The sequence below is a fragment of the Asticcacaulis sp. P2_B1 genome (assembly GCF_056404915.1).
In genome coordinates, this window is the sequence record NZ_JBFUDD010000002.1 from 440896 (window position 1) to 452997 (window position 12102).

General features: G+C 55.1%; 11 protein-coding genes and 1 tRNA gene. 8 read left to right on the plus strand and 4 right to left on the minus strand.

Annotation, left to right across the window (positions count from 1 at the left end):
- Positions 1–2 precede the first annotated feature (2 nt).
- Both AC1DX3_RS06325 and AC1DX3_RS06330 read right to left on the minus strand, forming a co-directional pair.
- A complete protein-coding gene (locus AC1DX3_RS06325; protein ID WP_476988402.1) occupies positions 3–755 on the minus strand; it encodes an SDR family oxidoreductase in 753 nt (250 codons plus the stop codon).
- A gap of 60 nt (positions 756–815) precedes the next feature.
- A complete protein-coding gene (locus tag AC1DX3_RS06330) occupies positions 816–1217 on the minus strand; it encodes a response regulator (RefSeq protein WP_476988403.1) in 402 nt (133 codons plus the stop codon).
- 205 nt (positions 1218–1422) lie between these two features.
- Here AC1DX3_RS06330 and AC1DX3_RS06335 point away from each other — a divergent pair, with 205 nt between their 5' ends.
- The 3 genes from AC1DX3_RS06335 to AC1DX3_RS06345 all read left to right on the plus strand — a co-directional run bounded on the left by AC1DX3_RS06335 (position 1423) and on the right by AC1DX3_RS06345 (position 2307).
- Positions 1423–1578, plus strand: coding sequence for a hypothetical protein (locus tag AC1DX3_RS06335; RefSeq protein ID WP_476988404.1), 156 nt, complete (start codon positions 1423–1425; stop codon positions 1576–1578).
- 57 nt (positions 1579–1635) lie between these two features.
- A complete protein-coding gene (locus AC1DX3_RS06340) occupies positions 1636–2157 on the plus strand; it encodes a Crp/Fnr family transcriptional regulator (protein WP_476988405.1) in 522 nt (173 codons plus the stop codon).
- Positions 2158–2233: 76 nt separating this feature from the next.
- Positions 2234–2307, plus strand: a tRNA-Gly gene (locus AC1DX3_RS06345).
- Positions 2308–2633: 326 nt separating this feature from the next.
- On the opposite strand, the gene AC1DX3_RS06350 is transcribed toward AC1DX3_RS06345, so the two are convergent.
- On the minus strand, positions 2634–3836 hold the full coding sequence (locus AC1DX3_RS06350; protein ID WP_476988406.1) for a TCR/Tet family MFS transporter: 1203 nt from the start codon (positions 3834–3836) through the stop codon (positions 2634–2636).
- A 695-nt stretch (positions 3837–4531) separates the two neighbouring features.
- On the opposite strand from AC1DX3_RS06350, the gene AC1DX3_RS06355 reads away from it, so the two are divergent.
- Positions 4532–6844: an AAA family ATPase gene (locus AC1DX3_RS06355; protein ID WP_476988407.1), complete on the plus strand. Its 2313-nt coding sequence runs from the start codon at positions 4532–4534 to the stop codon at positions 6842–6844.
- Positions 6826–8718, plus strand: coding sequence for a UvrD-helicase domain-containing protein (locus tag AC1DX3_RS06360; RefSeq protein WP_476988408.1), 1893 nt, complete (start codon positions 6826–6828; stop codon positions 8716–8718). Before AC1DX3_RS06355 ends, AC1DX3_RS06360 begins: the two co-directional genes overlap by 19 nt.
- An 84-nt stretch (positions 8719–8802) precedes the next feature.
- On the opposite strand, the gene AC1DX3_RS06365 is transcribed toward AC1DX3_RS06360, so the two are convergent.
- On the minus strand, positions 8803–9015 hold the full coding sequence (locus tag AC1DX3_RS06365) for a hypothetical protein (RefSeq protein WP_476988409.1): 213 nt from the start codon (positions 9013–9015) through the stop codon (positions 8803–8805).
- Between the two features lie 220 nt (positions 9016–9235).
- Between AC1DX3_RS06365 and AC1DX3_RS06370 the strand changes: the two genes are divergently transcribed.
- The 3 genes from AC1DX3_RS06370 to AC1DX3_RS06380 all read left to right on the plus strand — a co-directional run bounded on the left by AC1DX3_RS06370 (position 9236) and on the right by AC1DX3_RS06380 (position 12099).
- Positions 9236–9919, plus strand: coding sequence for a hypothetical protein (locus AC1DX3_RS06370; protein ID WP_476988410.1), 684 nt, complete (start codon positions 9236–9238; stop codon positions 9917–9919).
- 259 nt (positions 9920–10178) lie between these two features.
- Positions 10179–10964, plus strand: coding sequence for a hypothetical protein (locus tag AC1DX3_RS06375; protein WP_476988411.1), 786 nt, complete (start codon positions 10179–10181; stop codon positions 10962–10964).
- Between the two features lie 88 nt (positions 10965–11052).
- A complete protein-coding gene (locus tag AC1DX3_RS06380) occupies positions 11053–12099 on the plus strand; it encodes a DUF1963 domain-containing protein (RefSeq protein ID WP_476988412.1) in 1047 nt (348 codons plus the stop codon).
- Positions 12100–12102: the final 3 nt, after the last annotated feature.

Genomic DNA, 12102 nt, shown 5'->3' on the forward strand with positions numbered 1-12102 from the left:
TCCTAACCGCGGCCGATATAGGGCATGGTTGTCGCCATGACCGTCATGAACGGCACATTGGCGTCTAGCGGTAGGGAATCCATGAAGACGACGGCGTCGCCGATCCTGGCGACGTCCATCACCGGTTCGGCCCTGATCGAGCCGTCCGCCTGTTTGACGCCCGACGTCATGCGCGACGCCATGTCGGTGGCGGCATTGCCGATATCGATCTGGCCGCAGGCGATATTGTACTTGCGGCCATCCAGCGCGGCCGACTTGGTCAGGCCGGTGACGGCGTGTTTGCTGGCCGTATAGGCGATCGAATCCGGCCGCGGGCTATGGGCCGAAATCGAGCCGTTATTGATGATCCGCCCGCCTTGCGGGGCCTGGTTTTTCATGACGCGAAACGCCGCCTGCAAACACAGGAAAGCGCCGTTCAGATTGACGCCGACGACCGCATGCCAGGCCTCCACGGTCAGGTCTTCCAGCGCCACGCCCGGGACATTGGCGCCGGCATTGTTGAACAGCAAATCGACGCGGCCGAACCTGGTTGTCGCCTCTTGGAAAAGGCGATCGACCTCGGCCGGGCGGGTGACGTCGGTCGCCACCACAAGCGTCGCGTCATCATTCAGGTTCATCATCGCTGCCGTCTCGCTCAGGGCGGCTTCCTTGCGCCCAGCCAGGACGACGCGGTAGCCCTGGGCGCCGAGCGCCAGCGATACCGCCCGTCCGATACCGCTGCCGGCTCCGGTTACAACAGCTACCCGACCTTGCATGCGTTCCGTCCTCGATCATCCGCCTTTGGCATTAGAACGCTATAGCAGAGATTCGCCCCGTCAGTCCCGGTCACCCGGGCGCAAGACGCTTTCCAGCTGGTCCAGGCTGAACGGTTTGAGCAGGTAGTGGCTAAATCCCGCCTCGTTGGCGCGCTCGCGATAGGCTTCGCTATCCCAACCCGTCTGGGCGACAAAGACACAGTTTTCACAGCCGGCCAGGGTTTGCAGCTTACTGCACAGATCGAAGCCGTTCATGTCAGGCATACCGATGTCCAGCAGGGCGACGTCCGGGTGAAAGTCCGCGACCGCAGCCATGGCTTCCGCTGCATTGAACGCGAGGCGGTAGTCGTGGTTGAACAATTCCACCATCCAGCCGGTGGTTTGCGCATTGGCCGTATTATCATCGACAATCAGAACCCGCAGGCCGCCTTCGCCCGTTGTCTCGCTATTTTCCGCCGGCATCGGTACCCTTTACTCTGTTTGCCGCCTGATGCGCAGCTTACGAAATCCGGGCGGTGGCGCATTGCCGTTTTACCGCCCGAACCCTTACACACGGCGTGAGAACTCACGCAGCGGCCGGCAGCGATAACATTCCTCGGCCGGCGCGTCTGTTCACTTGTGCACACAAGCTCGTTTTACTTGGCGAACTGAATTGAGGGTTGCGACAATGACGGCACCGACAAAGGCGCAAATGGCGCAGAACGCTCTTCTGTCGGTGCTCAGCGAGGCCGACCGCACGCGCCTGCAACCGCATATGCTGGCGGTCGACATGGACGCCCACGGCGTCCTTTGCCACGCCGGTCAGGACGTCGTCGACACCTAGTTCCCATGCGCCGACGCCCTGGCCGCGTTTTGTATTTCAGGCCCCGAAGGCCACGCCGTGGATGTCGGCTTTGTCGGCCGCGAAGGCGCCGTCGGCGGTATCGTCTCGAACGGCCATATCCCGTCCTATTCGACCGTGGTGGTGCGCATTCCGGGGCTTTTCCTGCGTATCAAGACGACGGCGCTGGAACAGGCCAAGCTCGATTCGCTCACCCTGCGCCACTGGTTGTCGCGCTATTCGGATTGCCTGCTGGCCCAGGTGTTCCAGACCTCGGCGTGCAATGCCCTGCACACCATCCAGCAGCGCGTGGCGAAATACATCCTGGCGGGCTTGGCGCGCACCGGTGAAAGCGAACTGCGCATGACCCAGGACCAGCTGGCCGACATGCTGGGCGTCGGCCGCACCTTCGTCAGCCGCGTCCTGGGCGGCATGCGCAGGGACGGGGTGATCGAAACCCGCCGCGGCTACCTGGTGATCCGCAACCTGCCGGCCCTGAAGGCCATGTCATGCTCGTGCAATGCCGCCATCGAAGACCACTTCGACACCGTCCTCCACGGCATCTATCCCATGCCGGCCTGAGGCAGCTTTTTTGCGAAAGCTATTTGACGATGCGCCCGGTGTTGTGGCACTAGGCAGGTGCATGGCCTTGCCAGATGCGGGTGTAGCTCAATGGTAGAGCAGCAGCTTCCCAAGCTGACAACGAGGGTTCGATTCCCTTCACCCGCTCCAGCCCCCACGGCCAGTGCGCGAACCCTCTTCATTTTGCGTTGGTGCGTTGAAACGCACGGGGTTCGATTCCCTTCACCCGCCCCAGTCCCCACGGCCAGTGCGCGAACCCTCTTCATTTTGCGTTGGTGCGTTGAAACGCACGGGGTTCGATTCCCTTCACCCGCTCCAAATCACACGCACAAACGCGCCATTTCCCGCCCACGCTCCGAATCTCGGACCATGCGCAATCCTTTATAGGACAAGGGTTACGGCGAGGCATGGGCGGCATTCGGAGTAGATTCGGTCTGATAGCCGGAAACCGACGCTCCGAATGGATAGACGGCCCATTACTTGCGGTATTTTAATACCTTTGCCGCGGGCGCCTTAATCCGCAATCCCATCACCAACAGTCCGGCGATCACGTAGACGCCAACGACCGACAGCCAGATGGCGCCGGGCCACTGGGTCCGGACGGCGAAATAGACGCTCGAAAAACCCAACGGCGCCACGATCGACGCCAAACTGACGGCCGAAGCCAGCACGCCCTGGAACTGGCCCTGCTGGTCCTCACCGACCTGACGGCTGGCCAGCGACTGCAAGGCCGGCACACCGATCCCGCCCAGGGCGAACACCGGCATGATCACGAACACCATCCACCCTTGCGTCGCGAAGGCCATAACAGTCAGGGCGACACACGCCCCGGCCACCCCCGTCAACACGGCACCGCGCTCACCCAGAAGCTTGACCGCCGGCCCAGGCAGAAACGCCTGCGACAAGGTCTGGCACACTCCGAACGCCCCCAGCGACAAACCGATCCACAGCCCGTTCCACTGAAAGGCGTCGTGCCCCCATAATGCCCAGCACGTGCCATAGGCCTCGCCGGTGGCGCTGAACACGAAGAACAGCGCAACGAACGGCAGCAACCCCTTCATGGCAAACACCCAGCGCAGCGGCCGCAGCGGATTGAGCACCCGCAGGTCGATCGGTGCGCGCGTGGGCGTCCGCGACTCCGGCAACATGAACAGGGCCAGCAAGAGGTTGCAGCCATTGAGCGCGGCCGCGGCGATAAACGGCAAACGCACGCCATGATCGCCCAGGGCGCCGCCGAGCACCGGGCCGATAATGAAGCCGATGCCGAACATGGCGTTCATCAGCCCGAAGCGGTGGGCGCGCTGGTCAGGCGCCGAGACGTCGGTGATATAGGCGGCCGCCACGGAGGTATTGGCGCTGGTCAGGCCGGCTATGGCGCGCCCCAACAGGAGGAGCCCGAGATTGGGCGCGCACGCCAGGAAGAGGTAGTTGACGGCGGCGCCGGCCAGCGAGATCAGCAGCACCGGCCGCCGGCCGATGCGGTCGCTCAAGGCGCCCAATACGGGCGCGAAGATAAATTGCATGACGGCATAAAGCGCGGTCATGACGCCGATATAGGGCGCGACATTTTCGCTGTGGACGACGTCGCGCAACAGGGCGGGCAGGATGGGAAAGATAAGCCCGATGCCGACGGCATCGAGGACAATGGCGGTGAAGATAACGACAAGGGATCTGCTCATGGCAGGCATGCTCCGGGGAGACGCAAAGCCCACAACGCGACAAGGCACGCTGAAAAGCTTGCGGAAAGCCCGACAGGCGTCAGGCGGTCAATGTGGTGAAGGCGCTGGCCGATCCATGGTCATTGTTTGACGCATGGAAGGGGTGTGCTTGACCGCCTGGACGCAAATTCGTCCACCTGTTTACTCCGCCACTGAGCGGCTCAAGGAAAGCGGTCGCTTTTCGCGACAAGGGCCGTTTACGCCGGATAAGAGCGGTCGGCAAGATGTTTTTGGGAGGGGTTGGGTGGAGGGCAGCGCGCAATGGGAGGCTTTAGGCCCGTGTTTTGGGGGTATATCGGGCGGGTTTTGCCGATTCAAGCGGCTTGGACAGTGCTGAGATATATCTGACGGACGCAAAACCGGCTTGGTTGATCGCCCGGATCGGCGGAATTTCGAAGCGTGATCCGGAAATCGGCCCGGCCATGCGTAAAAGTTCATCCATTTCTATCCAATTAACTGGTCAAATAGCACCGCATGTTTAGCTATGACAGGCCATCCGGCACGACCTGCTGTTGGGCCAGGACCGAGCTTTATGCGCCCCCCTTTCCGCTTAGACGCGAAGCAAAAATCTCTCTCGCAGGGCGCTTCTTGCAAGTTATTGGGGAATGAGTCATTGTACTGCACCCAAGGTTTACACCGTGCTGGAAGAGAGTCGGATGCGGATTATACGAATCAAAGTTCGGAATTTTCGGCTCCTGAAAGATATCACAGTTGATATTGAGCAGGTTTTATCGCTCGTCATTGGAAAGAATAATTGCGGAAAAACATCGTTACTTCTTATTTTAGATAAGTTCTTAGGCGGCGGCGTACCTCATTTTTCGTTCGATGATTTCAATGTTGAATTGAAAGATCGGTTAAAAACGATTGTTGAGGCTGATGAAAAGTTCGACGATGAATTTCCGTTTCTCGGCATCTCATTGAAATTATTTATCGAATATGGCGAGCACGACAACTTGGCCAACGTCGGGAACACCGTACTTACGGATCTCGATCCCGACAATAACAAGATAGTTCTTGCTTTCGAATACCGGCTAACCCAGGAAAAATTACTATTGTTGAAGTCCGATTTTGCCGCGTATTCGACGGAACGGCAGGCGAAAATTGAGAAGGGTACGAAGAAAAAGGCGAAGAATATCCTCGAATTCCTAAGTGACAAGCACGCCACTTATTTTTCGGTCGCCAAGAAAAGCATCGCTTATGACACCGGCACTCAGCAGGAAAATGACGCTGACTTTTTCGACATCGAAAAGTCGGGCGTCCGCATAGATAAAATTATMAATTTTAAGTGGATTAGCGCGCGCCGGAGCGTATCGAACAAAGAGGCAGACAAGTCACTGTCCGAACTTTCCTTGAAAATCTACCAAAAGCTGGAAAATAAGGCCGCTAATGCCGATGTAATTGAGGAATTCAGGGATGCCTTGACCGACACGGACACCGACCTAAACAAGATTTACGAGGCTATATTTAGCGACGTGATTGCCGACGTAAAAGCATTCGGTGGCGTAAAACCCGACGACACTATTATCAAAGTGATTTCGACACTTCAACAGTCGAACCTATTGGAAAAGAACACCACCGTCGTTTACGGCAGCCAAGACCACGAACACTCCTTGCCTGAAAGTTATAATGGATTAGGTTATATGAACCTGATCAGCATGATCTTTGAGCTGAAAATACTTATTCAGGAGTTTCAACGAGACAAAGATGACAGCCCAGCCGACATAAATATTCTGTTTATTGAAGAACCCGAAGTCCATACCCATCCGCAGATGCAAGCGGTATTCATTAAAAACATCAAAACTCTGTTGCGCCAGGGCGTGAAACGGGAAGACGGGCAGCGGCGGGACATACAAACTGTTATTACCACTCATTCGTCGCATATCGTGTCTGAAAGCGATTTCCACGATATAAAATACTTTCAGAAAACGGGCATTGGCGTCGTGTCAAAGAACTTGCGCGACTTGGAAAAAGAATACGACGACGATAAACAAGACAGTCATTTCCGTTTCTTGAAGCAATATCTAACGCTTCATCGTGCCGAACTTTTTTTTGCTGATAAGGCGATCCTCATCGAGGGAGATACCGAACGCATTTTGCTTCCGGCAATGATGAAGAAAATCGATCAGCAAGACGCTCTGGCCGAAGCGAAGGGCGAATTGCCAGCAGTAGCGCCGCTATATTCTCAAAACATCTCAATTGTAGACGTTGGTGCCTACTCGCATATTTTCGAGAAATTCATCGACTTCCTTGGTATCAAGTTCCTTATCATTACCGATCTCGATGCCGTAAAACAGGTGGCGAAACTTGACGACGCTGCAAAGCCAGTTTTGAATAAAAATGGCAATCCAAAAACAGCGTCTCACGCCTGTCCTGTCGGCGATGGTACTCACTCCGCAAATAGTTCCTTGGCCTATTTTTTCGGTGGCCAAAAGGAGCTAGCCCACTTCCTGGCACTTAAGTTTTCGGAGAAGATCATCTCCAAAGTCAAAGATACAAAATTATGGAAATCTGACGGTTCGGGACGGATTGCAATAGCCTATCAGACAGAAGAATCCGATGCGAAAGGTAAGAAATACACTGCTTCCAGCTTCGAAGACGCATTCTTTCACATCAATCGAGCGTTTTTGAAAGCCCGAGTTACTGATGGCGATGGCGATGGCGACGGCAAGGTTGACGGCGAGGTTGACGGCGAGGTTGACGGCGAGGTTGCCGATGACCATAGCTTTACGAGCATCGTCAACGTGCACCTCGAAGAATTCCTAAAAGGCGGCGGCCCCTATGAATTCGCACGTGCAGGGGTTCGCACTAAGCCGTCATTTGCAGTCGAAATATTGCTCAACAGCGTGTCAAAAACGGAGGCGCTGCAAATCCCTCCTGGTAGCGAGCCGAGGGAGTTTACCCTCGACTTCTCCAATTGGAATATACCTGGATATATTTCGGAGGGGCTTGGATGGCTGAAGCGCGCGTAAATCTTGAGCCGGAAGTGGATGCGATTTTTGAGCAGATCAATGCCAAAGCAAACTTCCTTTTGAGCGGCGGTGCAGGCAGCGGTAAAACCTATTCACTCGTTAGCGTGATAAATGAAATTTTCCGGCGGCGCCCTTCGGCGCGCGTTGCTTGCATTACTTATACGAACGCGGCAGTTCGCCAGATTCAGGGCCGCATCGCGGATAGGGGGCTCGTTGTCTCAACCATCCATGAGTTTCTTTGGGGCTGTATTTCGCTATTCCAAAAGGAATTGAAGGTTGCACTTTTGACGCTGGCGGAGGACCCGGACGTTAAAATTAACGCGACCGGCGATGAACTGACCGCAGCCGATTTGGCGGACAAGACCATACGGTACAAGGAATATCTGTCCTTAAAAGACGGCGTCATTTCGCATGACGAGTTACTCATACTTGCCAATTTCATGTTTAAAAAGCATGTGAAGTTGAGAAATATCCTTGCTGACAGGTTCAACTTCATTCTCATCGACGAATATCAGGACACCAGTCCTCTGGTGGTCGAGATATTCCTGAATTTCTTTCGCGGCACTGAAAAGCGGCCTTTGTTCGGCTTTTTCGGCGATGCAATGCAGTCGATCTATGACGACACCGTTGGAAATTTGGAGCGATATGTAATATCCGCCGACGTCATCGAGATAAAGAAAGAGCAAAACCGACGAAATCCGCGTTTAGTCATTGAGCTGGCAAATCGTTTAAGGATCGATGGCATTGTTCAACATGCCTCAACCGACATGAACGCGCCCAATATGCAGGATGGCAAATTGATCGACGGCGAAATTCGTTTTTTCTATTCGACAACCGCCGCGTCTGAACTGGATAAGTTGAAAGCCATTTTGGGTTGGAATTTTGGCAATACCAGGGAAACAAAAGAACTAAATTTAACCCATAACTTAATCGCACCCAGGGCCGGATTTTCGACCCTTATGCAGATTTACGATGCCGACAAAGTTCTGGAGTATAAGGTTCGCATAACAAAATATATCAAAGAGAATGCCATCGTCGATGACTTCAGCGAAATGACATTCGGACAGGTGGTCGAGCACCTCAAGTTATCGGCTGCGAAACCGGCGGCAGTGCTACCCACGCCCGGACAAAAAACATTCATCGATGAGCACCCTGCTTTATTCGCGGAAGCGCTTGGCTATCCGTTTGAAGAAATCCGCCGGACCTATGTGGATGCAAAGCAATTGATTGATGACAAGAAGCAGGATGAGGACGACGAGTCGAAGCCGAGTTCGGAGCGAGACGCGTTAATCAAACACCTGTTCAGGATACAAGCAACCATTAGCCAGTATGCCGATAATCGACTTGAGGAGGTCTTAAAGGCGACTGAGTTCAAGATTTTGAAAATTGCCGATAAGAGGCGGCTACGCGATGCCATAGCTCATTTGAACGGCATGAGCAATCAAACGATAGAACAGGTGATTGACTACGCTGATCATGCGGGCATTTGCAAAAAAGATGATCGACTTTCGGCTTTTCGAGAAAAGCGCCGCTACCTCTATAACAGGGTGAAAGGTGTTCGATATGGAGACTTCCAAGAACTGTACAAATATCTGGAAGGTAAAACGCCGTTTTCTACGCAGCACAAAATCAAAGGCGATCAATTTGATAATGTTCTAGTGGTCATGGATAATGGGCGCTGGGCGAACTATAATTTTGCTTACCTTTTCGAAGAAAATGGCAATCCCAGCGTTTTGGAGCGGACGCGAAAACTCTTTTATGTATGCTGCACCAGGGCCAAGCGTAGCTTAGCAGTCTATTATGAAAGCCCGTCCGCCGCCGTAATAGAAAAAGCCAAGCTATGGTTTGGGGGGCAAAACGTCGTCAAAATGTAGCTTCAAACAGGAAAAAGCTAAGGGCCGGAGAATTTCCCGGCCCTTAGCATTCACGTAATTAATTGAACGGAGCAAGTCTACCTATTAACGCCAGGTGTGAACCTTCTGCCCAGTATACCGTTCACCTTCCGAAATCACTGTGCGGGTGCCGTCATCACCAGAAAGCGCGCGCGCACCGCTCACGGCGCCACAGAATACGATATCTAAGAAAGCATCACCTACGCCGTAGGAACTTTTTACTTCAGGTCCGGTTTTCGCGTATCCGTCCTTTGTTACAACCGTAATGATATTGGACATGACATTTCTCCATTCTGCTAGTCCACGCAAGGGAGGAACTCTCCGCATGCTGACCGATGCTACCAAAGGTTAACGGCCTTGTCGTCTGCACGAAATTACGCGAAAATGTCTCGTGAATTTCTCAAATAGGCTCGGAAAGACGATGCAAAGACATCCAACTGTGAACGGGCAACAACTGCGCGAGGATCGAGACACTCTTCGATGGCCACGGCGAAAATTGTTGGCCGAGGTCGCAACACTTGGCGGTCCCGTGTTAGACAAGTCGATGCTAGAACGGGCCGAGAAGGGCAAAGTTAGCCCGGAAAATCTCGCGTGGTTCGCCAAAGCATTGGGGCGGTCCGTTGATCGCTATCAAATTTTGGGACTAGGCCAAAATCAGACGGACGATGAGGATTCTTGTCCTCAACCGGACACTTACCTTGCACAAAAACCATATTGGACAACGCTCTATGACTTTAGTGGCGACTGGACAGCGTATTACGTTGAAGACGACGTCAATGCATCTGGTTACATTGCAACTGAAACGATTACCGTTGTGCAACTCGGAAGTTTTTTGACCGGCCTCTACACACCGCTTGCGAATAATCACCCAAGCGGCAGTTACCTCGGAGACTCTTCATTCCGCCTGGAAGCTGCAGTGATTCAGAATACATTGGTTGGTAGATATTTCGTGGAGGGGCGTGCGCATCCCAAGGGCAGCGGTGTCGTTCATCTCGAAGTTAGGAATGAAGACTGGTTAGAAGGCTTTTGCAGTTTCTATGGTGATGACTCACACGTTAACATGGGTGCGAATATCTGGATTAGAAACAATGCTTCTTGTGCAGCACTCCTGCACGAGCAGGCGATATTTGTTATGTTAACGAATAATCGCCTTTCCAAAACTCCTATTAGCTCAACGCCGTAAAGATACCAGGATTACCGTGACAGGTTAATACCAATATGCGCGGTGTAGAACCGCTTCGTTGTTATTCGGTTTTTTCAGCTCAAACGCCGCATGGCTCGCCGCATCAGGACTGGGCGTCCCCCGGACGGCAGGCGGTCGCCCTTGCCAAACGCCATGAGTCAAAGGTCATGGCGCTTGGTATAACTTGACTCCTGGAGCACGGCCAATTTACAAATAACCGGGGGCCCGGCAATTGGCATGGGCTTTTGGGGGATGGAAAATGGCGCAAAGTGATCTGAATTCTGACGCCTTCGAGCCGGAGACGTTTCCATATTTTGTGCTTAAACTGCGCGAAGCGGTCCAAAACAATGCCGCGACGCCCGATCAGGTCAGTGACTGGCAAAGGTTGGCAGCGTGGCTCGGCTGTGGCGAAGGTCCCGTAACGAAGGCGGATGTCGACCGGTTGAACGAAGCCCGTCTGGCGTTTCTTCGCAAAGCCAATGGCTCCCCCTTCAACGCAGCCCATCTTCCCGATCAAGACATATGTGATATTTTCGAACGGCTGTCGCCAGCCGCTGCGGCCATCGAGAAAATGGTCGAACAAAAGAAGCGGCAGACTGCAGCTATACCGCCAGGTCGTGGCATAGACCGCGGGGCCGGTATCGCGATCGGCGCCGTGATCGCTTTTGCCGTCGTCGTGCTCCTCCACTGGCCGCATATCACCTCCACGGATCCGGAGGAGATTGGCGGCGCCCTCGGATATGCCGCAGGCAGCGCTTCGGTGCCGGTTGGCATCGCCGTTGTCGTCCTGTGCTTTATAAAGGGGTCACGCGTCTTTCGCCCTTTGACAGATTCGCTTTTTATCGCAGGCATTACCGCTGGCCTCCTGATCCTTCCCGCACTGAGCGCTGCGAGTTCAAGCGGCACAGGCGACAGTACCCCGGATACCGCATCGGCTTCCGCGTTGGTTCTGGCCGTCGTATCGGCACTGGCGATCTTCATCCTGACGGCGGCGGTGACCGGATTTCTCAGCTTGTTTGCCCGCAAGCCGAGGCCTGAGGCCTGAACGCGTCCACGGCGGCGGGCGGTCGCCCTTGCCAAACGCCATGAGTCAAAGGTCATGACGCTTGGTATTATATGGGAAATGTCATTTTATGCTGTCCTGGCTGAGACGTATTTTTTCCGGCCCGAAGCCGACGCCGACGGCGCAGCCGCCAATGCAGCCGCCCGGGCCCCTGGCGTCGTTCGACGATCTGAACACCTTGATTGACAGCTGCGGCTTGCAGGACGCCCGGGAGGCGATTCTGCGTCATGCGAAACCTTGTTTCCACATGATCGCAGGTGAACCCGCGGCCGATGCGCCATTGGGCGGGACAAGGCTGGGCGGCGCGCCCGACCTTGCCGCCGGCACGGCGTGGCCGCGCAGCGACTACGGATATTGCGGCTTCCTGGGGCAGCTCGATCTGGCTGACGTCCGGACGCGTACGGGGTGTGTCGATCTGCCGGCGGAAGGCTTGCTGTCCCTGTTCGTCGACTATCTCGAAAGCGCCGCCGACCCTGTGCCGGTTCGCGCGATCCTGACGCCCCCCGGCACAGCCCTTGAGCGTCTGACAGCGCCGGAAGACGAAGAGGCCTACGGCGCCTATGTCAACCAGCTCAAGCCCGTCACCATCAAGGCTTTTCGGCCAGGCGTCACGATACCGGTCATGGGGCTGGACCTTCACGAGACCGTCGAAGCCCTGGCGCCCGATGGCGATTTCGACAGGCTGCAGGATGCAGTTTTCGAGCGACACGCGGGCGCGATCGGCCAACTGCTGGGGCAAGGGTTCGATCACGACGGTTCGGACCTCCGCCTGGCGCTGCATGCCCGGGAGATCGGCCGGGAAGGCCTTGAACGGTACGCCTTTATCAAGGACTGGGATGAATGGCTGTCCTTGAAACGCAACGAGTCACGACTCAATAACGGAACAATTTACCGGCCCTGGACCGACGCACAGGACGATCAGGTGCGCTATTTTCTGGACAATCGCGACGCCTTCTTCGCCGGCGCGGACACATTACGCCTGCTTCTTCTGATCGAGTCGAACAAGGTGATGGACATGTGGATCAACGACGCCGATCCAATCTACGTATTTGTCCCGGCGGCTAACCTGGCCAGGGGTGACTTCACCGTGCTTTTTGGTGCGGTTACTCAGGGGTAGGGC

Bases quoted from the DNA above. Each gene is read 5' to 3' on its own strand.
- AC1DX3_RS06360 (WP_476988408.1), top strand. From the start codon at position 6,826: ATGGCTGAAGCGCGCGTAAATCTTGAGCCGGAAGTGGATGCGATTTTT.
- AC1DX3_RS06375 (WP_476988411.1), top strand. From the start codon at position 10,179: ATGGCGCAAAGTGATCTGAATTCTGACGCCTTCGAGCCGGAGACGTTT.
- AC1DX3_RS06325 (WP_476988402.1), bottom strand. From the start codon at position 755: ATGCAAGGTCGGGTAGCTGTTGTAACCGGAGCCGGCAGCGGTATCGGA.
- AC1DX3_RS06365 (WP_476988409.1), bottom strand. From the start codon at position 9,015: ATGTCCAATATCATTACGGTTGTAACAAAGGACGGATACGCGAAAACC.
- AC1DX3_RS06335 (WP_476988404.1), top strand. From the start codon at position 1,423: ATGACGGCACCGACAAAGGCGCAAATGGCGCAGAACGCTCTTCTGTCG.
- AC1DX3_RS06350 (WP_476988406.1), bottom strand. From the start codon at position 3,836: ATGAGCAGATCCCTTGTCGTTATCTTCACCGCCATTGTCCTCGATGCC.
- AC1DX3_RS06380 (WP_476988412.1), top strand. From the start codon at position 11,053: ATGCTGTCCTGGCTGAGACGTATTTTTTCCGGCCCGAAGCCGACGCCG.
- AC1DX3_RS06330 (WP_476988403.1), bottom strand. From the start codon at position 1,217: ATGCCGGCGGAAAATAGCGAGACAACGGGCGAAGGCGGCCTGCGGGTT.